Source organism: Paenibacillus sp. FSL P4-0127 (assembly GCF_038007325.1).
In the GTDB taxonomy this organism is placed as follows: Bacteria; Bacillota; Bacilli; order Paenibacillales; family Paenibacillaceae; genus Fontibacillus; species Fontibacillus macerans.
Genome location: NZ_JBBOWY010000001.1, coordinates 3206456 through 3230922 on the forward strand (window position 1 = coordinate 3206456; position 24467 = coordinate 3230922).

Sequence of the window (24467 nt, forward strand, 5' to 3'; positions counted from 1 at the left end):
GATGGATCGTGTCCGACAACAACAAGCTGATGACGGGGATTTTGATTCTGGCTGCCGGGATCGTCATCCTCCTGGGGAAATTGGGTTTTTTCAGTTTTCTCGGAAGAGCGTTTTGGCCGCTGCTTCTGCTGATTCCCGGAATTGTGCTGCACCTGTGGCATTTCTGGAGAAAGGGACCTTCCGAGCTGCTCCTGCCCGGGGCGATATTGGTCGTATACAGCATCGTTTTCTTCATCGGCATCATCGGCGGGTGGGGAACGCTGAAATACACCTGGCCGCTGTTTTTCCTGGGAATTGCCGTCGGTTTGTTCGAATACGACTATTTTTCGCCGCGCCGCCAGAGCGGAATGTTCATCGCGGCGCTGATCATCGGTGCGATTTCCGTCATTCTGCTGGGGTGGACGTTATTTTCGCTGTCGCTGATTTATGTTCTTGCCATCCTGCTCATTATCGGGGGGATTTGGCTTATCGTGGCGAGAGGCCGCGGGAAAAACCGGAGCATCTGGTAACGACATGCAAGTTCTTGAATTCTGCGCGATTTCGCGTATAATATAAGGGATAAGTCAAGCGTCGGCATTTTGTCCGGCGCTTTGTTTTGTGGCAGTTGAACTAAAGAAAAGGCGGGAGTTAGGCGGGGAGTGTGAAATGATTCTGAAGAAACGGCAGTGGTCGCCTTTGTGAGCGGATTTCTTCCTTGTTGGAATCCATAAAATCATAGAAATCCGCGAACAACAGCGATCGTAAGAACATTTCACACGGCTGCCCTATTCCCTACAATCATTCGTTCAACTTTTATAGAAATAAAGAGACGAAAGGATATGGAGATAAACCTATGCATGATAGAAGTCAAATCCGCAACATTGCGATTATTGCTCACGTAGACCATGGCAAAACGACGCTAGTCGACAAGCTGCTGCAGCAATCCGGGATTTTCCGGGAAAACGAAGCCGTTCAAGAGCGGGCGATGGATTCCAACGACCTGGAACGCGAACGCGGCATCACGATTTTGGCCAAAAATACGGCCATCACGTACAAAGATTATCTGATCAACATCGTGGATACCCCGGGGCACGCCGATTTCGGCGGCGAGGTGGAACGGATCATGAAGATGGTCGATGGCGTACTGCTCGTCGTCGACGCTTACGAAGGCTGCATGCCGCAGACGAAATTCGTACTGCGCAAAGCGCTGGAGCATCACTTGACGCCGATCGTCGTCGTCAACAAAATCGACCGCCCGGCCGCGCGTCCGGCCGAAGTCATCGACGAGGTTCTGGACCTGTTCATTGAGCTGGAAGCTAGCGACGAGCAGCTCGATTTCCCGGTCGTTTACGCGTCCGCGCTGAACGGAACGTCCAGCCTTGATCCGGAAAAACAGGACGACAACATGCTGGCCCTGTACGAAACGATTATCGAGCATATCCCGGCGCCGACCGAAAACGTCGAAGAGCCGCTGCAATTCCTCGTTACGCTGATGGACTATAACGAATATTTGGGGCGGATCGCGATCGGACGCGTCAACCGCGGCGTCATCCGCCAGGGACAGCCTGTGGCCGTGATGACGCGCGACGGCGGCAAAAAAGCGGCCCGCATCGAGAAGCTGTTCGGGTTCCAAGGCCTTCGCCGCGTGGAGATCGAGGAAGCCGGCGCCGGCGACATTGTCGCCGTGGCGGGGATCAAGGACATCAATATCGGCGAAACGATCGCCGACCCGAACCAGCCCGAGGCGCTGCCTGTCCTGAAAATTGACGAGCCTACGCTGCAGATGACGTTCCTCGTCAACAACAGTCCGTTTGCCGGCCGCGAAGGGAAATGGGTCACCTCCCGCAAGCTGCGCGAACGCCTCTTCAAGGAGCTTGAGACGGACGTATCGCTGCGGGTGGACGAGACCGACAGCCCGGACGCGTTTGTCGTGTCCGGACGCGGCGAGCTGCACCTCGGCATCCTGATTGAAAATATGCGCCGCGAAGGCTACGAGCTCCAAGTGTCCAAACCGGAGGTTATCGTCCGCGAGATTGACGGCGTGAAGATGGAGCCGATCGAACGGCTGCTGATCGACGTTCCTGAAGAAAGCATGGGCGCGGTGATGGAGAGCCTGGGTTCCCGCAAGGCCGAAATGGTAAACATGATCAACAACGGAAGCGGCCAGGTGCGGCTTGAGTTCCTGATCCCGGCCCGCGGACTCATCGGGTACCGGACGCATTTCCTGACCTTGACCCGCGGCTACGGCGTTATGAACCATGCTTTTGACAGCTATGGTCCTTATGCGGGCGGCCAGGTCGGCGGACGCCATGAAGGCGTGCTCGTTTCGAGCGAAAACGGCGTATCGACGCTGTACGGCATTTTGTCCATCGAGGATCGCGGAATTTTGTTCGTTGAACCGGGCACCGAAATTTACGAGGGCATGATCGTCGGCGAACATACGCGCGACAACGACATTGTCGTGAACATCTGCAAGGAAAAGCAGCTCACCAACGTCCGTTCGGCAACGAAGGACGAAACGGTCAAGATGAAAACGCCGCGGCTGTTTTCGCTGGAGCAGGCGCTGGAGTATTTGAACGACGACGAGTACTGCGAGATTACGCCGAAATCGGTTCGCCTGCGCAAAAAGATTTTGAACAAAAGCGAACGCGAACGGGCCGAAAAACATCGCAAAATGTCGGAGGCCAATTTATAATATAAAGTAAAGCGTACTTGCACTATCCTTTTAAAGGAGGACGCCCCATTGCAAGCTTGGTTTGCGCAACATCCGGTCATTTCGTATCTGCTGATTTTGGTGCTGATCATTTTCGTGTACAACAAGGTATTTCGCGCGCAGCAAAAGCTTCCGCTATGGAAGGAAGCGATTCTGTATCTGCTTATGGCGATAGGTTCTTTCCTGCTGCTTATTTTTCAAATCGATAAGCTGCCGATTATCCAGTGCCTTCTGGTTGCCGTTGCGCTGATGCTGATGGTGCGTATCCGTTATTTTGTCGAAGGGCGGCAAAAGAAAAAAGATGGGGCGAACCCGACCTCGGGCGACAAGTCGGCATAATTTTCCGGGAAATAAACCGGTAACTTTTCAGCGATGAGGTTCGTCTTTTAGATGCGGCTTAATATCACAGAAATAAGGTGTTTAATTGCATGAGTTCCAATCGCAGCGGTTTGCCTCCCAGAAAGCAAACCCAAAGCCGGTCCACGAAAAAAACGCTAAAGAAGAGAAAAAAGCCTAGCGGTATCAGGACATTTTTCAAAATCCTGCTGACGGTCATGATCGTTGCGATCATCGGCGCGGGGTTATATGCGGGATATTTGATCTACACGACCGATCAGGTGATCGATGCAACGGGCACATCGGGAAAGGTGGCTCCGGAGAAATCGGCCAAGGTCAAGCCGCTTACGATGCTGCTGCTCGGAACGGATTATCGTCCGGAAACCGGGACGCACCTCAGCGACGTGATGATGGTGGTTGCGATGAATCCGAACACCAAATCCGCTACGATCGTGTCGCTGCCTCGCGATACCAAGCTTGAAATGGACGGCTATAAAACGAACAAAATCAACGCGTTTTATCCGAACTTCCTGGTGGCGGAGAAAAAAAGCGGCATTCCGGCGGAACAGGAAATGAAGACGATGATGAGCAAATTTTTCGATACTTCGATCGATTACGTGACGGTGATCAACTTCCAAGGTTTTCGCGATATCGTCGACGCTTTGGGCGGCGTGGATGTCAATGTCGACGCCGACATGTGTTACCGGGACAGAGCCGACGGTACGGATATCAACTTGAAGAAGGGGGCGCAGCACCTGAACGGGGAAGATGCGCTTGGGTATGTCCGGTACCGGAAGTCCAACTGCAGACCGAGAACGAAAGGCTCCGACGATTTTGACCGCAACCGGCGCCAGAATGAAGTGCTCCATGCTTTGATCGATCAGGCCAAATCGCTTAACGGGGTTTTGGGAGCGGGCAAAGTGATCCAATCCGTCGGCAAAAACCTGGAGACGGACCTGGAATCGGAACAAATGAAAAACCTGATTTCCGCCTATTGGGATATTTCCAAGGAAAACGTGGATTTCATGCCGGTTACCGGGGATTGGAAAAGCCCTTTCGTATATTTGCACCAGGACGAGCTTGACGCGGCCAAACAAGCCTTGAAGGATGAGCTTGCCGGAACCAAGCAGCCGGCCCGGGAAGATAACGCCGCGGAGGCGGCGGACGGGTCATTGAACGATTGAAGGCAAGTTTTGCCTCGTGCTATAATACAATTAACTACAGGATGACTGAAGTTCCCTAAGTTTAATCCCTTGAAGGTTTAAGTGCAGGAGGGCTGGTAATGATGTCAGAAACCGTCACCCAATTGTCCGATTCGCTTTACGCCGCTCTCCAGTCCGAGACGTTTGTGCTGCTGAATACGGTGGATCGGGAATCCGGGGGGCCGACGTCCAGCGCCATTTCATGGCTTTACGCCGTTGATCACGCCACGCTGCGGCTGGCTCTGGATCATCGTTCGAGGCTGGTCGGCAACATTAAGGCCAACCCCAGAGTTACGGTTTCGGTGTTCGGCAAAGAAACGATTTATGCCATTAATGGCCGGGCAACCGTTGTGCAGGACCCATTAGAAGGGGTTCCGTTCAAGATGTGCTGCTTCGATGTGCGCATCGACGCGGTTCGCAACGCCTTGTTTTACGGCGCGCAATTAGTTTCCGCTCCGGTTTATGCCAAAGTATACGACCAGCGTGCCGCGGACATGCTGGACAGCCAAGTGTTTGCCGCAATGAAAAAAGCCTAGCGACTTGTTCGCCAGGCTTTTTTTGCCTTATTGGGACAAACTTAGCGGGTTCTTGGCGGGATTTGCCTGCTTTGGTCGCCCGGGGCCATATTCATCCGCGTTGGGCTTTCGCCCGTCTGCGGCCGGGTGTCGTTTGGCATCTGCGGAACGATCCGTCCGATGATATCGGCGAGTTCGGTGGCCACGCCCGCTACAGGATGGCCTTGCCGGATTTTTTTACCGATTTCCGCGAGGCGCTGGTTCAAGTCCATATCGGCCGTAACGATGGCGCCGGCCCCCTGGGGATCTTTACGAAGGGCTTCAGCCACTGTATATTTAATGCTTCCCACGCGGGCGCGTTCCAGCCGGCTGTCGACGTCGATGCCGACGACAGCGGTGTTGCCCATTACGACGCAATGCGCGCCTTGGACGCCAGGCACTCTTTTTACCAGCTGTTCCAAATAAACTTGTCTATCCCGATCTGACATCTTCCCTCGGTTTGCCAAATTCGGATTAGCGTTCGGGTTTACGCTTTGCGTCCGGGGAACGGTGCCCGTTTGATTCTGTGGAGAGGGTGATGCCTTTTTATTAACAGTTCCGCAGCTTGTAAGCAGGGTAGCCGTCAATAACAAACACAGCCATATTCGCATGTTGGATCCGTCCTTTCGGAAATGATCTCTTGATTCGACGATAATTCATCAGATATAGATTTCCCGGGGCGGAGAAAAATATGTATGAAGTCATAGGGCTGCAATGACCGCGGTGGAGGGGATAAGGATGAAAAAAATCTTTGTATTGGATACCAATGTGCTGCTGCATGATCCGCGTGCGATTTTTGCCTTCGATGAACATGAAGTGGTCATACCGGCCGTCGTGCTGGAGGAGATCGACACGAAGAAGCGCAACGCCGACGAACTGGGCCGTAACGCCCGGGGCGTCTCCAGGCTGCTCGATGGATTACGCGAAACGGGCCGTCTGCATGACGGAGTTCCGCTCGAAGGCGGCGGCAGGATCAAGGTGGAGTTAAACCATCGAAGCTTCATCAAAGTTCAGGAGATGTTCGGCGAGGTGACGAACGATAACCGGATTTTGGCCGTGGCGCTTAATTACCATTTGGAACAAAAGGAGCTGCCCGATCCGCGGCCGGTCGTGCTGGTCAGCAAGGACGTGCTGGTCCGTATCAAAGCGGATGTGCTCGGGCTGACCGCCCAGGATTATTTATCGGACCGTACGGTCGGACCCAGCGATTTGTACGGAGGATACTCCACCATTAAAGTCCATCCTTCAATCATCGATGAATTTTACACCTACCGTTCCTTGCCGGTCAAGCTGCTGGGACTTCATTATTCCCTTTATCCGCACGAGTTTGTTATTTTGAAAGATGAGATGGGCAGCGGGAAATCGGCCCTGCTTAAGCTGAACGAAGATGCCAGCCGGCTTGAGCCGCTGTTTTTAAGCAATGAGCCGGTATGGGGAATCAACGCCCGCAACGCGCAGCAGCGGATGGCTCTGGAGCTTCTGCTGAACGACGATATTCCGCTGGTGACGATCACCGGCAAGGCGGGAACCGGCAAAACGCTGCTAGCCCTGGCCGCCGGCCTGCTTAAAGTCGAGGACGAACACAAATACAAGAAGCTGCTGATCGCCCGCCCCGTCGTGCCGATGGGGAAGGACATCGGATTTTTGCCCGGGGAAAAGGAAGAAAAGCTGCGCCCCTGGATGCAGCCGATTTACGATAACCTGGAATTCCTGTTTGATACGAAAAAATCGGGGGATATCGAGAAAATATTGATGGGGCTCGGCAGCATCCAGGTGGAGGCGCTGACGTATATCCGCGGGCGCTCCATCCCCGGGCAGTTTATTATTGTGGATGAGGCTCAGAACCTGACGCGCCATGAGGTGAAAACGATCGTATCCCGGGTTGGAGAAGGCAGTAAAATCGTGCTTATGGGGGATCCCGAGCAAATCGACCATCCCTACCTCGATTTTTCCAGCAACGGCCTGACGGGTCTCGTGGAACGCTTTAGGGATCAGGGGATCAGCGGGCATATTACGCTGGAGAAAGGCGAACGCTCCAAGCTGGCGCAAGTGGCGGCGGATTTGCTGTGAAAGAGGTAGTTCAAAAAGTCCCAAAATTATTAAGGCGCGAACTGATCCAGTTCGCGCCTTTCTAAAGAGAATTAACCTGACTCTAACAGCGGGGGAACGCCATATCCATCCCTCCCCTTGCACTTAGCGGATGGGTTTACATGACAAAGAACCTCGTCAGCGGCGAGGGTTTTCTAATTTTTGGCGGGACAACCGGATTCGCGATTTGTTACAATAAATAGCGATAGCTTTATGACAGGGCTGTACAGGGGTTAGGGGTTGGTGCCCCTGGGGCGGAGAGGATGAACGGGTGTGAAGCGAAAAAACCATTGGGTGCTTTTTGCCCTCCTTCTGCTGGCGTTGATCAATTTGTCCCCCAGCGAGGAAACGGCGCTGGTCCGTTCCGAAGTACGCGGCGACGAACCGCCGGCCAGCGTTCCGCAAACCGAGGTCCCCCAGGAAACGGGGCGCATCCGGGTAGCGGTGCAGATGAACGAGTCCGATTTTCGCCAGCTTGAGCAAATGACCCGGACGTTTATGGACAGCCATAAGGTCCAGGTCGAATTGACGAACGTTGCTTCGGAAGAAGCCTACGCGTCGTTCCAAAACTTGTTGAAGCTCGGTGAGTCGCCTGACGTTTTGCTGTTGGACAATGCCTGGGTGCGTCAATTTGCGGCGGACGGATATTTGCTGCCGACGGAAATTTATTATTCGGGGGTTTTGTCGGGAGAAGTGTTAAGCGTTTCCCTCGTTCCAAACGAGTGGAACGGTTACGTGTGGGGAGTTCCTGCGGATATCGATCCTTATGTATATGTATTCTCGGATAAGGCGATGAAAGAGCTGGGAATGGAGGCGCCCCCGGATTCGCCGGACGCGTGGAACGCTTTGCTAGCTTCCGGCTCCGAACCGAAACGGCTTCCGCAGCATTTGCTGGGCGTGGACGGAAGCGATCCTTATGCGGCCCTGACGCTGCTTTGGCAGCTTGGCGGCGGCGCTAAGGAAAATGGACAAGCTTCCCCATTTACGCTTACCGGTGAAATGCGAACCGCGCTAATGCGGCTGGAGCAGCTTCGGCCTTATTTGGTATCGGAGGGTTCGCCGCCGGCGGGGGACCAGGGCTTGTGGAACAAACTGCAGCGCGGCGAGCTTGCGATGCTGTTAACGACGGCTTCGGAGGCCGCAAACCATCCGCAGGCGGGTACAAACGTCATGTTGCCCGAGAAGAAGCAGGGGCGGTATTCGGGCTGGATCGCCGGGCGGAGTTACGCGGTCTCTTCGCATTCCCAAAACCCCGATGCCGCGGGGGAATGGATTGAGGCAATGACCTCCTCAGAAAGCCAAAGCCAATGGTTTGAAGCAACGGGTCATCTTCCTGTGTTGCACGCGGTCTACGATGAGGCCGCGAAATACAAGCTTCCGGATTGGAGCGGGGCGTTCGCGGCATCGGGAGCGAAGTCCGCGATGCCGGCCGGGAGCGGTCTTCCGGCCGAGCTGGGGGAGTTTTCCAGGCTTGTGGAAAATTATTTGAACGGAAAGGCGAGCGCCGCGTCTTTGGCGGACAAGTTCGGACGGAGCGGGCAGTAATTCAGAACGACAACTTCAATTTGACGACTAAAGTTCCCCGGGAAATCATCACTTCGGTGGCTTCCACAAAGGGGACTATTTTTTTGGGATAAAAGCCCAGATCGAAGTCGCGTTCAAGCTCGGCCCGGGTCGTGTCCGGGAGCTCCAGGCCGTTAAACAGCAAGCGGTCGACGTGAAAAGTAATGGAGTTTTCCGGCTCCCGCTCCACCGTGTAATGTCCATCCACCTTAAGTTCAAGCCCTTCCCGGCTGCCCTGCACCGTGATTTGATTTTCCAGGAAGGAGAAGCGGATGTCTTTTAATAGTTCATTTTTGCGATGCAGAAATTCGTTCAGTTCCTCCTGCCGAACCGTCAGGGTGTAACCGCCCTTTTCGGCAACCAGGCTGTCCTCGTATTCATTCAAAAAGTCGGGAAACTCGGACATCACCGCGGACAGCGCGGCGAAATATTTTCTCAGCTCATTCAGTCCGACGTTTTCCCAATAAACCATTAAATCTTCGATCATCGCCTTCAACTTTTCCGGATCCGCGCTAAGGCCGAGGGACCGGTCCACCTGCTGCTGCAGGGCGGCGACGCGCTCCCGCTGAAGCTGAAGCTCCGCTTTCATCCGGGCAAGATCGTCCGACACGGTTTCCAGCTCATGTTTCGTATTCATCAGATCGGCATATTCGGATTTGTACTTCCCCAGCACGATGCGATCGCGCTCCAAAATCAATTGATAATAATCCAATACGGTAAAAAAATCTTTTAAGCTGCCCACCGACAGCAGAGCCGCGAACAGATTTTCCCGCTCCCCCATATAATATGCCCGGATGCGCGCCCCGGCCTGTTCCCGGCTGACCCGGATCTGCTCGTTTTTCCCGGCCAGTTGTCCTGACAGCTTCCGGATCGCGGTTTCCGTCTCCTGCTGCCTTGCTTCAATGCGGGCGATTTCTCTATCGATCTCCTTGATGGACAAGCTTTGCTCCAATATTTGCTGCTCCTCTTCCGTAAGCGTCTCGGCCCATGACGCCGCCGGAAGAAGGAAAGCGAAGATGCAGAGCACCAGCAGCACCAAGGATGGATAACGTTTGTTCAAAGAAGATCCTCTCCCGTGAGTAGTTGTACTATATATATGTTACCAAGCGAGGAAATAGCAGGGATCATGAAAAAAGGCGGCTCGACCCCAGGTCGAACCGCCTTTTGCAACGCTTTTTTTATTCGGATTATAGTGGCAAACCCATTTTGAAGACCGTCCAATAGCTGAAACCTGTAAAGGCGACGATCATATATCCCCAGAACAGCAGGATATACGTTCTTTCCGTAAACTTCAGGTAACCGAAAAGAACGAAAAAGGCGGTTTGCAGAAAAAACAGCAGCGCCATTTCGGTCATACCGCCGGCAAAGGCCATGAGTCCAATGGCAAGGGTAAAGAAACCAAGGACGCGGAACATGCGTGCCACGAATAAATCCCCCTTTCATATGTATCGACGAAGGTCCCATTTCTTTACTCATTATACCCGTTAGCCCGATAAGTGTAAACGAAAAGTCAGTAATTAACCTGGATTTGCCTGGTAAAATGTGATGAATATTATGGTGATTGTCCGGATTTCGTCAGGGTTTTCCATTGCGTTCATACATCAGGTATGGAGAACCCGGATTTTGGAAATACATTTTAGTATCAAATAGATTCTATGAACTCTATGAGAGGCATAGAAATGGAGTAAGAAGCTTTTTACTTATTCGTCCGCCGGTATGCCGGCGGGAAAACGGTTTAAGACTAGGATGTCGTTAGGAGGTTTTTATAGCATGACAGCAGTGAGACAAGACGCATGGAGCCCGGAAGATGATTTGATTTTGGCCGAGGTGACTCTTCGCCATATTCGGGAGGGCAGCACACAGCTTACCGCATTCGAGGAGGTTGGGGAACGGATCGGCAGAACGGCGGCCGCATGCGGGTTCCGCTGGAACAGCTGCGTCCGTAAAAAATATGAAGCGGCGATCAGCATAGCCAAAGCCCAGCGGCAAAAACGGAATTATATGAAAAAGCAATCGTCGCTCTCCGCAGGTTCCGGCATCGCTTCCCTCGCTTCGGTGGAGACGGAGGACGGTTACCGCAGCGAAGGCGTGACGGAAGAGACGATTTCCATCGACGCGGTCATCCGCTTTTTGCGCGGTTGGAAAAACACGGTGCAGGAAACGAACCGGCATGTCAAAGCGTTGGAAAAGGAATTGCGGGAAAAGGAAGAAGAAATCGCCGCGCTGAAGGAGGAGAACGAACGCCTCTCGGCGCAGGTTAATGAAGTGCAAACCGACTACAGAGCGGTTAACGACGACTACAAAGCTTTAATCCAAATCATGGACCGGGCTCGTCGCCTTGCCTTTCTGAACGAAGAGGACGAAGAAAGCAAATCGCGGTTTAAGATGGACGCGAACGGGAATTTGGAGCGTATCGAGTAGGACCGCAAAACGCAAAAATCCCGCCTGGGCGGGGACTAATGCATGGTGTGAAATGTTCTTGCGATCGCTGTTGTTCACGGATTTCTATTGATTTTATAGATTCCAACAAGGAAGAAATCCGTTCGCAAAGGCGACCACTGCCGTTTCTTCAGAATCATTTCACACCTCCCGCATGGAACATACCGGTTCTTTCGTTCAATTTTATCCGTTACATAGCTTAGAATTGAATCGATTTCTTTGCTAAGATTCACTCACGGAAAAGAGAACTGCCCAAGCTTAGTATCCATCCCGCCGTTATGGCGGGATTTTTGTGTTTTGGGGGAAGGGTTTGGTATAAAATGAAGTGGAACAATTATAGAGGATTTGCGATAAGACGGCGAAAGGAAGTTAGTTGAGGTGAAGATAGATATTGTTGGGGCGGGGGCGCTCGGGCTGTTGTTTGGCGGAAAGCTTGCTGAGGCGGGAGAACGGGTGCGTTTTTGGACAAGAACGGCCGCGCAGGCAGAGCTGCTCCGAAGGGAAGGCGTCGAGCTGACGGAGCCTGACGGAACGATCCATATAATAGAAGGAAAGCGGTTTGCTGCGGACGCACTTGAACAGACGGCCGAAACGGATATGGCGGAGGCCCCCGATTGGCTGCTGCTGACGACGAAGCAGGGCCATATCACCGAAACTTTATTGACGGTTTGCGGCCGGCTAGCCGGAAAGCATACCCGCATCGTTTGTTTTCAAAATGGAGCGGGGCACTTGGAACGGATTCGGCAAATCATCCCGGGGCAAGCGTTATATGCGGCGATCACCACGGAAGGCGCAAAACGAGCGGACGGACGCAGCGTAACCCGGGCCGGGTTTGGTGAAACTCGTGCCGGGATCTATAAACCCGAGGATGGAGAATCTGGCGGCACGGGAGTTGATTCTCCCGAATTTTCGGGGGAAAGTTTGGTAAAATTGCTTCGAAAGGCAGGATTTAACGCCTTTTTGTCGAATGACATCGGAAGGGAAATGTTCAGGAAGCTGCTTATCAATGCGGTTATCAATCCGCTTACGGCGATTTGGCGGATTCCGAACGGCCAATTGCTGGAATCGGAGGCGCGAATAGCGGCGATGCGGCAGCTGTGCGACGAAGGAGAACGCATTTTTCGGGCAAACGGAATCGCATACGACGCGGATATCTATGCGCAAATCCTGGAGGTTTGCCGCTCTACGGCCGGCAACACCTCGTCGATGCTGAAGGATGTCCTTGCGGGAAATCCGACGGAAATCGATTTTATTAACGGCCGTCTGGCGGAAATGGCGCGTGCCAAGCAGGTTGACGCCCCTGGACATGAGTTGGTTTGGCTGCTGATTCGGGGGATGCAACCTGACATGCATATAAAAATATAGTTACTAACTTTTTGTGTAAGCTTTTCTTTTCCAACATAAAGGAGGTGGGTTTTTGAGTGTTTTGGCCACTTTTCTTATCGTGTTTTCCATGATTCCGGTCATTCCGTTTTTGCTCGTTTATTTCATATACTACTATGGGGCAAAACGCGAGAAAAAAGCCGCCATTATGCTGGCGATGGACGTCACGACGCTATTTTTGATCTTGGGGGCGGCCGCTTTGTTCAACAATGTGTTTCACTCCTCATTCGGCTTCTACCTGATTCTGCTTATATTGCTTATTGCCGGCGGATTGATCGGCGGAGCGCAAAACCGCCTGAAAGGCAAGGTGGACGTGCGGCGACTGCTGCGCGCGGTTTGGCGCTTGGCGTTTGCGGGGACAGGGGCAGCTTACATTCTTTTATTTTTGATCAGTTTCATTACATATATTTTGACCGCTTAAACTATAATATACAAACCAGGGACCGCCAAATAACGAATGAAACCATGACACCCAAGGTTAATTGTTAAGAAACAGCAATTGTCAATATGGGATAACGGACGATTTTGTTACATGAGCGGGCCCTTTTTGGCGAAAAACGCGGAATTACCGAAAATTTATGTTGGATTTTTTTGACCGCTGGTTGTATAATCTAAAAACATATACCACAATATTTTAAGGGGGATAACGCTAGATGAAGAAGAGTAAGAGTCTACTCCTGCTTCTGACGCTCGTTCTCGCCGTGGGCACGTTGCTTTCCGCGTGCGGTTCGAACGGCGGCAACGGCGCTGCAAACGGCGGCAACAATAAGGCTTCCGACAGCGGCAACAGCGGCGAAGAAAAATTGGCTGCGGATCAAACGCTGAAAATCAACCTGAGTGCGGAACCGCCTACATTCGATCCGGCTCAAGCGAAAGACAGCCAAGCTAACACAGTGCTTAAGACGATGTATGAAGGTCTTACGCGCCAAGATGAATCCGGTCAAGCCGTGCCTGGCGTAGCCGAAAGCTGGGAACCAAACGATGATGGTACTCAATACACGTTCCACCTTCGCAAAGACGCAAAATGGAGCAATGGCGATCCTGTAACCGCGAATGATTTCGTATTTGCTTGGGAGCGCGTTCTCAGCCCGGAAACTCAACCGGCGGCTCCTTATGCTTACCAATTGTATTATTTGAAAAACGCTCAAGAATATAATGAGGGGAAAATTACCGATTTCAGCCAAGTTGGCGTGAAAGCGGTGGATGATTATACACTGCAAGTTGATCTGGTAGCTCCTACGCCTTATTTTGTGGGCTTGACTTCTTTCTACACTTATTATCCGGTCCACCAATCCGTCAAGGATGACCCGAAATGGGCGGTTGACCAAAGCAAAATGATCGTAAACGGCGCGTTCACGCTGACCAACTGGGTGAAAGGCTCAACGATCGAAGTTACGAAAAACGAAAATTACTGGGATAAGGACAACATCAAGCTGAACAAGATCACCATGACTTTGGTGAACAGCAGCGCTACGGAATTGGCTAGTTACCAAAACGGCGAGTTGGATCGCGCCGGTCATCCTAACGGCGAAATCCCGACCGACCAAATTCCAATCCTGAGAGATCAACTGAAAGACGAACTTGAAATCAAAGGTATTGCTAGTACGTATTACTACGAATTTAACGTAACGGCCGAGCCGTTCGATAACGTAAATATCCGTAAAGCCTTTGCTATGGCTGTCGACCGTCAAGCGATCGTTGATAACGTAACCCTTGGCGGACAGCTTCCGGCGTTTGGTTACGTTCCTCCGGGCATCAAAGGCGTAAACGACGAATTCCGCAAGGAGCATAAAGACGACTACTTCACGGAAAACGTGGAAGAAGCCAAAAAGCTGCTTGAGCAAGGCATGAAGGAAAAAGGTTATACGAAACTTCCTGAAATCACGTTGATTTATAACTCCAGCGACGCGCACAAGAAAGTAGCGCTTGCTATTGCCGACATGTGGAAGAAAAATCTTGGCGTTGACGTGAAAACGCAAAACCAAGAATGGGCTGTGTTTGTCGAAAATCGCCAAAATCTGAATTACCAAGTGGCTCGCGCAGGCTGGACCGCCGACTACAACGATCCGATGACGTTTTTGGATATGTGGGTAACGGACGGTGGCAACAACGACACCGGTTTCTCCAACGAGGAATACGATAAGCTGATCGCCGAAGCGAAAGCTACCGGTGATATGGCTAAACGCGATGAAGCCTTCGCAAAAGCCGAAAAGATTTTCATCCAAGACAACATGGTCGTGATGCCGCTTTACTACTACACAAACGTTGCGGCCGAGAAGCCATACCTGAAGGGTGTAACTCTCGACTTTAGCGGTGCTGTCGACTACACCCGCGCGTACCTGCTCGAACATTAATTCCGAAAAGGGCAGGCTTATGCAAGAACGAAGCGAATAGCAACTTCGGGATATATATGTAGGTATTTCATATATATCCCGATTTTTTTGTGTGCGGGGTTCTTCCAAGCATTTCGTACTTATACAAATATATGGAATAGACAAACTAGTTCTTTTCACCTAAAATCGATATATGTCGAAATATAAAAGAAGGAGGTGTAAACGGGCATGATACGTTATGTAGCGAATAAGTTTTTTTACATGTTGGTTTCGCTATTCATTCTGATCTCAGCCACTTTCTTTCTCATGAAGGCTATTCCGGGCGATCCGCTCACTTCGGAGAAACAGGTGCCTCCCGCGATTAAAGAGCGTCTTTATGAACAGCTTGGACTCGATAAGCCCGTTTATCAGCAGTATTTAAAGTATTTGGGTGACGTTGCGCACGGAGATTTGGGCATATCCATGAAGATGATTAACCAGGATGTATCCCAAATTATCGGGCAAACGTTTTCGGCGTCTCTGAGGCTGGGGATCGTCGCGATTATCGTTGCCGTAATTGTCGGAGTGCTGCTTGGCATATTGGCAGCACTGTATCATCGCAAATTGATCGACAATGTCGCTATGGTGCTGGCGGTGTTAGGGATCGCGGTGCCGAGCTTTGTGGTCGCTTCTTTGCTGCAGTATGTGTTTGCCTCCAAGCTGCACTGGCTGCCGACGATGGGCTTTAAGGGCCCGCTGTATTACGTGCTGCCCGTAGCGGCGTTAACCGCGCAGCCGATCGCTTTTATCGCCCGGTTGACGCGTTCAAGCATGCTGGAGGTACTGCATGCCGATTATATCAAGACGGCCAAAGCGAAGGGCTTGGGCTGGATGGCGATTTTGTTCCGCCACGTCATCCGTAACGGCATTATGCCGGTCATCACTTATCTTGGACCGATGACGGCCGATATCGTTACCGGCTCGGTGGTCATCGAGCAAATTTTCGGGATTGGCGGGATCGGCAAGCAGTTTGTGCAAGCGATCAGCGTCCGTGACTATCCGCTGATTATGGGGATTACGATCTTTTACGGGGTATTGCTGATGGTGGCGCGGTTTATCACGGATGTCGCTTACGTATTCGTAGATCCGCGAATCAAGCTAAGCGGAAGGAAGGAGGGCTAAAGGATGGATGCGAATTCCGTAAAAGTGATGCCGGCTCCGGCGGATCTGACTCCCGAGGATTTCCGGAAAATCGGAACGGACGAAAAAGAAGCCGAAGTGATCCAGCGCGAGAGTATTTCCGCGTGGCGTGATGCCTGGTATCGTTTGTGCAGCAACAAGATGGCCATGACTGCGCTTGTCGTGCTTGTTGTCATCTCGCTTGCCGCTATCATCGCTCCATGGATCGCCGGCAAAATTACCGGTTTGAATTATTACTCCAACGATCTGCTGAACACCAACAAGGGACCGTCCGCCCAGCATTGGTTCGGAACCGACGACCTCGGGCGCGATATGTTCGTCCGTACTTGGATGGGCGCGCGCATTTCGTTGATCGTAGGTTTGGCAGCCGCATGTATCGACCTGTTTATCGGTGTTATTTACGGCGGAATCATGGGCTACTTTGGCGGCCGCGTTGATGAAATTATGAATAAGTTTTCCGAGATTTTGTACGCTATTCCGTACCTGCTGGTTACTATTTTGCTGCTTGTCGTACTCGAGCCTAGCTTGGGAACGATCATATTGGCTTTAACGATCACGGGCTGGATCAACATGTCGTGGATTGTCCGCGGCGAGATTATGCAGCTCAAGAACCGCGAGTTCGTGCTGGCTTCCCGCTCGATGGGCGCAGGCTCGGGACGTTTGCTGTTCCGCCATCTGCTGCCTAATGCGGTTGGACCGATCATCGTAACGGTGACGTTGTCCGTACCGAAAGCGATTTTCGCCGAAGCATTTTTAAGTTTCCTCGGTCTTGGCGTTCAGGCTCCAATTGCCTCGCTTGGTTCGATGATTAACGATGCTTTGACGGGATGGCTGTACTACCCGTGGCGCATGCTGTTCCCGGCCATATTGATCAGCTTGATCATGCTGGCGTTTAACATTTTCGGCGACGGCCTTCGCGACGCGCTGGATCCTAAACTGAAGAAATAGGAGGTGGAATGATGGAGCCGATTCTACAAGTCAAAGATTTGCATGTGTCCTTTCAAGTCAGAGGCGGAGAAGTCAAAGCCGTTCGCGGCATGAACTTCGAAGTGGGAAAAGGGGAAACGGTTGCGATAGTCGGTGAATCCGGCAGCGGCAAAAGCGTAACGGCCCAAACGATCATGCGTCTGATTCCGTCCCCTCCGTCAATCATTAAGCAAGGTGAAATTATTTTTCAAGGCGAAAACCTGTTGACCAAAAGCAATAAACAAATGGAAGCCATTCGCGGTAAAGATATCGGCATGATTTTTCAGGACCCGATGACCTCTTTGAATCCTACGATAAAGGTAGGCCGACAAATCACCGAAGTGTTAATCAAACATCAGAAAATGTCAGCGGGCGAAGCAAAAGAACGTGCCATTGAAATGCTGAAGCTTGTCGGCATTAAAAATGCGGAAGCCCGCTTTAACCAATACCCTCACGAATTTTCCGGGGGCATGCGGCAGCGTGCCATGATCGCCATTGCGCTTGCCTGCCGGCCGGCGCTGCTGATCGCGGACGAACCGACGACAGCGCTTGACGTTACGATTCAGGCACAAATCATGGACGTCATGAAAGAGATGCAGGAACATCTTGGTACTTCCATCATTTTGATTACCCACGATCTCGGCGTCGTTGCCGGCATGTGTGACCGCGTCATCGTCATGTATGCAGGAGAGGTGGTGGAAACCGGAACGAAGTGGGAAATCTTTAAAAACCCGCAGCATCCTTACACAAAAGGTTTGCTGCGCTCAATGCCGCGGTTGGATCAGAAGAAAGGGGAACCCCTTATTCCTATTATCGGCACTCCGCCCGATTTGATTAAACCGCCGGTTGGCTGTCCGTTTGCGGCCCGCTGTGAGCATGCGATGAAGATCTGCGAACGCATCGATCCGGGAGCGACCGTATTCAGCGATACGCATATGGCCCGCTGCTGGGATCTTCATCCGATGGCCAAGGAGGGACAGTCGTCATGAGTATTGGGAAGACGTTGATCGAAGTCGAAGGGCTCAAGAAGTATTTTAACGTTGGCGGCGGCAATGTGCTGAAAGCCGTCAACGACATCAGCTTCTCGATTGCCGAAGGCGAAACGCTAGGCCTCGTTGGCGAGTCGGGCTGCGGCAAATCGACCGCGGGACGCACGATCCTTCGCTTGTACGAGCCGACGGGCGGCAGCATTCGTTTTAACGGAACGGATATTACGAAACTGGCTCCGCGGAAAATGAAGGCGATGCGCCGCGATATGCAGATGATTTTCCAAGATCCGTACGCCTCGTTGAATCCGCGGTTTACGGTGACGGATATCATCGGCGAAGCGCTGGACATCCACGGCATGGCCGGATCGCGGGCGGAACGCAAAAAACGCGTGGAAGAGCTGCTTGATATGGTCGGCTTGAATCCCGATCATGCGACGCGTTATCCACACGAATTTTCCGGCGGACAACGGCAGCGGATCGGGATTGCCCGCGCGCTGGCGGTAAATCCGAAGTTCATTATCTGCGACGAACCGATTTCGGCGCTCGACGTGTCCATTCAGGCGCAGGTGGTCAACCTGCTTAAAGAACTGCAGGACCGCCTCGGTTTAACGTATTTGTTTATCGCCCACGACTTGTCGATGGTTAAGCATATCAGCGATCGCGTAGCCGTCATGTATTTGGGCCGGATCGTTGAGCTTGCGGAAAGCGAAGAGCTTTACGCCAACCCGCAGCACCCGTATACCAAAACGCTGCTGTCGGCGATTCCGATTCCGGACCCGGAGATCGAAGCGAACAAGAAGCGGATTCATTTGGAGGATACGGGGAACGGCCCGATTACTTCCAAGGACGGCAAAAGCGACGGCGGATTGTTCGATCTGGACAATTCGGAGCTGGTTGAAGTGTCCAAAGGCCATTTTGTGGCGATGCCGAAAAAAGGATAAGCTGCTAAGATGCAGACTCCTGCTGCACGGTTAAAACCGGCTGCGGGAGTTTTTTGCCGTTTTAGGCTTACGGAAAGTGAGAAATTTAACAAAAGTAAGGTTAGCTTTGACGGGTACGCGGAGTATCCGGTACAATCAAGTAAGGTTTGCATGGAAGAACAGGAGGCAGGTAACCTGATGAATATAGTACAAGATCTTTTGGCGCCGGCCGGTCCGCTTGCGGATGCGTATGCGCATCGTTTTGGAGCGGTTGCTCAGCTTTACGAATATGATCCGGCGTTGGATGAAAGTTGGTCCAGCCGGCTCGAATGGCTGGATGAAACGGAGGATCGCCGGATAAGCCGGACCGCCTTGGTTAGCCGGCTGCGCGAGTACAACCGCCTGCACAACCCGGATGCCGCGGTGGAACAGGCGCTGGGCAAGCTTGAGCAGCCGGGGACGGCGGTCATCGTCGGCGGGCAGCAAAGCGGCTTGTTTACCGGGCCGCTGCTGGTGATTTACAAGGCGATCACGATCATTAAAGCGGCCAAAACCGCCGCCGCTAAACTGAATCGGCCGGTCGTGCCTGTGTTTTGGATCGCCGGGGAGGACCATGATTGGGACGAAGTGAATCATTCCTACATTTTGTCTCCGGATTTGCAGGTCAAGCGCATCCGCATTAAACGCGACCCGGACAACCGCCTGCCGGTCAGCTTTAGCCAGGTTCAAAGCGAGGATTGGGAGCAGGCGGCGGATGAACTGGAGCAACTGCTTCCGGGCAGCGAGTTTAAGTCCGGCTTGATGGAGCTGTTCAGACGTTCCGCCGCGGAATCGGCGAGCCTGTCGGAATGCTTCGCCAAGCTGATGGGGGCTTGGTTCGGCAAATACGGCCTTGTGCTGCTGGATTCCGCCGATGGCGAACTCCGCAAGCTGGAAACCCCGGTGTTTGAGTCGATTATCCGGCAAAACGACGAGCTGGAAGCGGCTTATTTCGAAAGCGCCCGCGATTTGGCCGCGCTAGGATACGAACCGCAAGCCGAAGTGAGCGAAGGCGGAGCCAATCTGTTTTACATACATGAGCAGGAGCGGCTGCTGCTGTTCAAGCGGGAAGGCGGCTTCGCCGACCGGAAAGGCAAGGTTTCCTTCACCCGGGATGAACTGTTGGCCGAGCTTCGCGAGCATCCGGAGCGTTTCAGCAACAATGTGCTGACCCGGCCGCTGATGCAGGACAGCCTTCTGCCGGTACTCGGCGCAGTGTTGGGTCCGGGGGAAATCTCCTACTGGGCGTTAACACGTAAAGCGTTTGGCAAGCTGGGCTTGAAAATGCCGTTGCTGCTGGCTCGGGAATCTTTTACCGTGGTGGAGGGCACGCTGCAGAAGCATATGGAAAAATACGGCCTCCGTTGGGACGACGTCAAGGACCTAGAAGTGCTGCGGCAAAAGCGTGAAGCGTGGCTGGCGAACCAGGACGCGATCCGGATTGACGCCCGGTTTGACGAAATCAAATCGGCTTTTGGCGAAATGTACGATCCGCTGATCGAGCAGCTGGCCGGTATCCAAAACGGGCTGCTGAAATTAGGGACCGCCAATCGCGATAAAATCTACGATCAGATCGAATATTTGCGCGGCAAGGCGAAGGACGCTCTGGAGAAAAGCAATGAAGCGGGGCTGCGCCATTTCGAGCGGATCGAACTTTCGCTGTTTCCACTTCGGAAGCCGCAAGAGCGGGTTTATAACATATTTTATTATATGAACCGGTTTGGCGTGGAATGGATTGACGCTCTGATGGATATTCCTTATGACATCACGGGAACGCACCGAATTATATATTTATAGGAGGCAGATCGAAAATGAGTTCAGCAGCGATTCAAAACAGTATGATTACGGACTTGAAGCTAGCGCCGGAAGGGCACCTCAAAATCGATTGGGTGGAGGCCCATATGCCGGTGCTGAACCGGATCCGCAAGCAGTTTGAAGCGGAGCAGCCGTTTAAAGGGTTGAAGGTGACGATCTCGCTGCACCTTGAAGCGAAAACCGCTTATTTGGCGAAGGTGGTGCAAGCCGGAGGAGCCGAAGTGACGATCACCGGAAGCAATCCGCTGTCGACCCAGGATGATGTCTGCGCGGCGCTCGTGGAAGACGGGGTTACGGTATATGCCAAATACAACCCGGAACCGGCGGAGTACAAAGCGCTTTTGATCAAGGCGTTGGAAACGAAACCCGATCTAATCATCGACGACGGCGGCGACCTTGTCACGATTCTGCATTCCGAACGGCCGGACCTGCTGGAAAATGTCCGCGGCGGCGCCGAGGAAACGACGACCGGCATTTTGCGCCTGAAAGCGATGGATAAGGAAGGAAAGCTTAAATTCCCAATGGTCGCAGTAAACGATGCCTACTGCAAATATTTGTTCGACAACCGCTATGGCACCGGACAATCGGTATGGGACGGCATCAACCGCACGACGAATCTGGTCGTCGCCGGCAAAACCGTGGTCGTCGTCGGCTACGGCTGGTGCGGCAAAGGCGTGGCGATGCGGGCCAAAGGGCTTGGCGCCAACGTCATCGTCACCGAAGTTGATGCGATCAAAGCCGTCGAAGCCTACATGGACGGGTTCCGCGTAATGCCGATGCTGGACGCCGCCAAGCTCGGCGATTTCTTCGTGACGGTAACCGGCAACCGTGACGTCATTCGCGGCGAGCATTATGATGTGATGAAAGATGGCGCGATTTTGTCGAACGCCGGCCACTTCGACGTGGAAGTGAACAAACCGGAGCTTCAGGAACGTTCCGCCTCGGTGCGGACCGTACGCCGCAATATCGAGGAATATCAATTGAAGGACGGACGGAAAATGTACCTCCTTGCCGAAGGTCGTCTCGTCAACCTCGCCGCCGGCGACGGACATCCGGCCGAGATCATGGACATGACGTTTGCGCTTCAGGCGTTGTCGCTGAAATACGTTAACGACCGGTACAAGGAAATCGGCAGTACGGTCGTAAACGTGCCGTACGAGCTCGATGAGCAAGTGGCCCGCTTCAAGCTGGAAAGCCTCGGCGTAGGCATCGACACGCTTTCCGCCGAGCAGCGCGCCTACCTCGACAGCTGGCAGGAGCATTGATCGGTTGGCCGAACGTGGCTTAGGTTCCCTTGTAGACAGAAAGACCAGGAATTTTTAAAACAGCGCGAGCGGCTTGGAAGAGCGATAGTTCCGGCTGTTCGCGCTTTGGCATTGCGCCGGGACAATCTGCAAAAACAAGGTTGCCTGTCGTTCAAGTAGCCGGCTATTTCAACTATTAAGCGCGTCCCCAAAGAATCGGTACGGAACTGAGCAAGCGAAAAAGAATTTCAGGATAGCCCTTTTTCCTAAAAATAAGGAAAAGGGGCTTTTTGCTGCTTCTCTAATACGCCGTAACGGTGAATAGTTTGGAACTGCCTAAATTGGCTTATCCGATAGCAACAGCATTCGCAAGAGTTGAGGAGGCGTGTTCAATGTGGAGTGCTTGTCTCAACTTGTCTCAACTTTTTCGCAGTTATGCTAGCCTCCCGCCTTTCCCTCTTCTCAAAAAAATTCCGTTCACTAGCAGGATTTTTTCGTTAAATGCAGAATAGATACTTAACATGTGGGGCAAAGTGGTGTAAAGTGGGGGAAAGAGGTAGGGAGTGAGACACCAATGTTTATGGGGGAATTCCAACATAGCATTGACGACAAGGGCCGGATAATTATCCCGGCTAAGTTTCGCGATCTCCTCGGAAGCTCTTTTGTTGTTACCCGCGGCTTGGACCAGTGTCTTTTCGTGTATCCGATGCAGGAATGGGAAGTACTGGAACAGAAGCTGAAAGCTTTGCCGCTCATGAAGTCGGATGCGCGTGCGTTTACCCGCTTTTTTTTCTCGGGAGCTACGGAATGCGAGTGGGATAAACAGGGAAGGGTAAACCTGCCAGGCAATTTGAGGCAGTACGCGAAGCTGGAGAAAGATTGCGTCGTTCTGGGCGTATCGAATCGGGTTGAGATTTGGAGCAAGGACATTTGGGAGCAATACTTCCAGCAGTCGGAGGATACGTTTAACGAGATTGCCGAGAAGCTGGTCGACTTCAATTTCGACCTGTAGAGGTAGTTAAAAAGTCGGCTTTTGATCACGGAGAAAAGCTAATGAAGCGTATTCGGCTTCGAATCTTGAATTCAGCCGGGCTCTCCGTTGCTCACGTAGGCTTACCTACGCTGCGCTACTCGATCCCTAGCTTCATCCAACCTTCTCGGTGCTGAAAACCCGACTTTTTAACAATATCTTAAGGTAGTTAAAAAGCCGGCTTTTGATCACAAAGAATTTAAAAATCGAGTTCTAGTCTGGAGGGGCGTTAGTCGTGTTTCATCACATCACGGTGCTTAAAGCAGAAGCGACAGAAGGGCTGCGCATCAAGCCGGACGGCATTTACGTAGATTGTACGCTGGGGGGCGGCGGCCACAGCTCGGTCATCTTGTCCCAGCTTGGCGAAGGCGGCAGGCTGATCGCTTTTGATCAGGACGATTGGGCGCTGGACAACGCCAAAGAGCGTTTGGCCCCTTATGCGGACAAGTTAACTTTGGTGAAAAGCAATTTTCGCCATTTGGAACAAAAGCTGCTGGAGCTAAGCGGCATCCCGCAGCAGAATGGCGTCCCGCAAGTGGACGGCGTGCTGTTTGACCTGGGCGTTTCGTCTCCGCAGTTCGACGAGGGGGAACGCGGATTCAGCTACAACGCCGACGCCCCCCTCGATATGCGCATGGATCAATCGGCGCGGCTCACAGCGCGGGACATCGTCAACGAGTGGCCGGAGCGGGAAATTGCCCGCATTTTGTTCCAGTACGGGGAGGAGAAGTTTTCCAGACGCATCGCCAAAGTTATCGTGGCGAGGCGCGAACAGGAGCCGATAGAAACGACCGGTCAATTGGTCGAGCTGATCAAGGAAGGAATCCCGGCGGCGGCCCGGCGAACGGGCGGGCACCCGGCCAAACGAAGCTTTCAGGCGCTGCGGATCGCCGTAAACGACGAGCTTGGCGCGTTTGAAGAAGGACTCCATGCCGCGATTCGTTGTTTGGCGCCGGGCGGGAGAGTTTCGGTCATCACCTTTCATTCTTTGGAAGACCGCATCTGCAAGCAAATTTTTTCTAGTTATGTGGAAAAATGTACCTGTCCTCCCGACTTTCCGATGTGCGTATGCGGGGGAAAGGGATCGCTGAAGTTGATAAACCGGAAACCGGTGGTTCCGTCGGAGAGGGAACTGGCGGAGAATTCGCGGGCGCGGTCGGCAAAATTGCGCGTGGCGGAGAAATTGCAAACCTTAGTGGAGGAATCGTAAATGGCTTATACGCGGGGGAATTTGGCAGTTAAGCAGAAATCAGCGGAACGCAAAAATCCGTCAACGCAGCGCTATCGTGAAACGACGAAGGTCGTCACTCGCCGCTCAACGCTTCAGGTTCGCGAGAAACTGTTGTACATGGTAACGATTATTTTTTGCGTGGCGGTGATGGCTGGTCTTTTATGGCAAAATGTTACACTTTACAACATCAAGCGGCAAATGTTTAATTTGAATGCGGATATTCAAGCGATGAGCGCCGAGATCAAGGAGCTAACGGTCAAAAAAGAGAAGCTGGAGGAACAAATCCCTGAGGAAGCGGCCAAGCTTGGTTACGTTGAGCCCGAAGTAGAAGGATTCCATGTTCAGGTTCCGCCGGGTGCTTCAACGGCGGCAAATTCGGAGACGGACGCACCCTCGGACCAAGCCGGCAATTAGGGCCAACGAGGGTGCGGATCATACGGACAATGCGGACGGCCTGACGGCGA

The 24467-nt window shown here is 52.7% G+C and carries 23 protein-coding genes; 20 read left to right on the forward strand and 3 right to left on the reverse strand.

The annotated features are described in order from the left end of the window. Nucleotides 1-8: 8 nt before the first annotated feature. The 5 genes from NYE74_RS14335 to NYE74_RS14355 all read left to right on the forward strand — a co-directional run bounded on the left by NYE74_RS14335 (nt 9) and on the right by NYE74_RS14355 (nt 4766). On the forward strand, nt 9-509 hold the full coding sequence (locus tag NYE74_RS14335; RefSeq protein ID WP_082207726.1) for a hypothetical protein: 501 nt from the start codon (nt 9-11) through the stop codon (nt 507-509). Between the two features lie 323 nt (nt 510-832). Next, complete coding sequence (gene typA / locus NYE74_RS14340) at nt 833-2674, forward strand: translational GTPase TypA (RefSeq protein ID WP_341004872.1); 1842 nt, start codon at nt 833-835, stop codon at nt 2672-2674. 48 nt (nt 2675-2722) lie between these two features. Beyond that, entirely contained in the window at nt 2723-3031 is a 309-nt protein-coding gene (locus NYE74_RS14345) for a YlaH-like family protein (RefSeq protein ID WP_036621358.1), read from the forward strand. An 89-nt stretch (nt 3032-3120) separates the two neighbouring features. Then, nucleotides 3121-4212: an LCP family protein gene (locus NYE74_RS14350; RefSeq protein WP_316560780.1), complete on the forward strand. Its 1092-nt coding sequence runs from the start codon at nt 3121-3123 to the stop codon at nt 4210-4212. A 101-nt stretch (nt 4213-4313) separates the two neighbouring features. Next, a complete protein-coding gene (locus NYE74_RS14355) occupies nt 4314-4766 on the forward strand; it encodes a pyridoxamine 5'-phosphate oxidase family protein (protein WP_124333053.1) in 453 nt (150 codons plus the stop codon). Between the two features lie 41 nt (nt 4767-4807). Here the strand turns inward: NYE74_RS14355 and NYE74_RS14360 are convergent, their stop codons facing one another. Next, a complete protein-coding gene (locus tag NYE74_RS14360) occupies nt 4808-5395 on the reverse strand; it encodes a YhcN/YlaJ family sporulation lipoprotein (protein WP_316560781.1) in 588 nt (195 codons plus the stop codon). A gap of 127 nt (nt 5396-5522) precedes the next feature. Here NYE74_RS14360 and NYE74_RS14365 point away from each other — a divergent pair, with 127 nt between their 5' ends. Continuing rightward, complete coding sequence (locus NYE74_RS14365) at nt 5523-6854, forward strand: PhoH family protein (RefSeq protein WP_341004873.1); 1332 nt, start codon at nt 5523-5525, stop codon at nt 6852-6854. Nucleotides 6855-7145: 291 nt separating this feature from the next. After that, entirely contained in the window at nt 7146-8417 is a 1272-nt protein-coding gene (locus tag NYE74_RS14370) for a sugar ABC transporter substrate-binding protein (RefSeq protein WP_341004874.1), read from the forward strand. Between the two features lies 1 nt (nt 8418). Here NYE74_RS14370 and NYE74_RS14375 read toward each other — a convergent pair whose 3' ends face one another. Then, nucleotides 8419-9495, reverse strand: a complete 1077-nt coding sequence (locus NYE74_RS14375; RefSeq protein WP_341004875.1) for a coiled-coil domain-containing protein — start codon at nt 9493-9495, stop codon at nt 8419-8421. A gap of 127 nt (nt 9496-9622) precedes the next feature. Then, a complete protein-coding gene (locus NYE74_RS14380) occupies nt 9623-9859 on the reverse strand; it encodes a DUF2626 family protein (RefSeq protein WP_036621366.1) in 237 nt (78 codons plus the stop codon). A gap of 346 nt (nt 9860-10205) precedes the next feature. Here NYE74_RS14380 and NYE74_RS14385 point away from each other — a divergent pair, with 346 nt between their 5' ends. The 13 genes from NYE74_RS14385 (at nt 10206) to NYE74_RS14445 (ending at nt 24417) form a co-directional block, all read left to right on the forward strand. Continuing rightward, nucleotides 10206-10856, forward strand: coding sequence for an RsfA family transcriptional regulator (locus NYE74_RS14385; RefSeq protein WP_124333027.1), 651 nt, complete (start codon nt 10206-10208; stop codon nt 10854-10856). Between the two features lie 396 nt (nt 10857-11252). Further along, nucleotides 11253-12239, forward strand: coding sequence for a ketopantoate reductase family protein (locus NYE74_RS14390; protein WP_341004876.1), 987 nt, complete (start codon nt 11253-11255; stop codon nt 12237-12239). A gap of 52 nt (nt 12240-12291) precedes the next feature. Continuing rightward, entirely contained in the window at nt 12292-12678 is a 387-nt protein-coding gene (locus tag NYE74_RS14395) for a DUF3397 domain-containing protein (protein WP_412761692.1), read from the forward strand. A 232-nt stretch (nt 12679-12910) separates the two neighbouring features. After that, on the forward strand, nt 12911-14611 hold the full coding sequence (locus tag NYE74_RS14400) for a peptide ABC transporter substrate-binding protein (protein WP_340928276.1): 1701 nt from the start codon (nt 12911-12913) through the stop codon (nt 14609-14611). 207 nt (nt 14612-14818) lie between these two features. After that, the gene (locus tag NYE74_RS14405) at nt 14819-15751 is read left to right on the forward strand and encodes an ABC transporter permease (protein WP_340928274.1); all 933 of its coding nucleotides are present in this window, start codon (nt 14819-14821) and stop codon (nt 15749-15751) included. A gap of 3 nt (nt 15752-15754) precedes the next feature. Beyond that, on the forward strand, nt 15755-16717 hold the full coding sequence (locus tag NYE74_RS14410; protein WP_340928272.1) for an ABC transporter permease: 963 nt from the start codon (nt 15755-15757) through the stop codon (nt 16715-16717). Nucleotides 16718-16728: 11 nt separating this feature from the next. Then, the gene (locus tag NYE74_RS14415; RefSeq protein WP_328270884.1) at nt 16729-17724 is read left to right on the forward strand and encodes an ABC transporter ATP-binding protein; all 996 of its coding nucleotides are present in this window, start codon (nt 16729-16731) and stop codon (nt 17722-17724) included. Next, a complete protein-coding gene (locus tag NYE74_RS14420; RefSeq protein WP_340928270.1) occupies nt 17721-18665 on the forward strand; it encodes an ABC transporter ATP-binding protein in 945 nt (314 codons plus the stop codon). The genes NYE74_RS14415 and NYE74_RS14420 overlap by 4 nt, the downstream gene beginning before the upstream one ends. A gap of 177 nt (nt 18666-18842) precedes the next feature. Further along, nucleotides 18843-20480: a bacillithiol biosynthesis cysteine-adding enzyme BshC gene (bshC, locus tag NYE74_RS14425; protein ID WP_340928268.1), complete on the forward strand. Its 1638-nt coding sequence runs from the start codon at nt 18843-18845 to the stop codon at nt 20478-20480. 14 nt (nt 20481-20494) lie between these two features. Beyond that, nucleotides 20495-21763 (forward strand): adenosylhomocysteinase, encoded by a 1269-nt coding sequence (locus NYE74_RS14430; RefSeq protein WP_340928266.1) that lies wholly within the window; start codon nt 20495-20497, stop codon nt 21761-21763. A gap of 553 nt (nt 21764-22316) precedes the next feature. Beyond that, nucleotides 22317-22754 carry a division/cell wall cluster transcriptional repressor MraZ gene (gene mraZ, locus NYE74_RS14435; RefSeq protein ID WP_036621384.1) on the forward strand — a complete coding sequence of 146 codons (438 nt, stop codon included), beginning with the start codon at nt 22317-22319 and terminating at the stop codon, nt 22752-22754. A 253-nt stretch (nt 22755-23007) separates the two neighbouring features. Continuing rightward, nucleotides 23008-23982 (forward strand): 16S rRNA (cytosine(1402)-N(4))-methyltransferase RsmH, encoded by a 975-nt coding sequence (rsmH, locus tag NYE74_RS14440; protein ID WP_124333019.1) that lies wholly within the window; start codon nt 23008-23010, stop codon nt 23980-23982. Then, entirely contained in the window at nt 23983-24417 is a 435-nt protein-coding gene (locus NYE74_RS14445; protein WP_230877050.1) for a hypothetical protein, read from the forward strand. Nucleotides 24418-24467 lie beyond the last annotated feature (50 nt).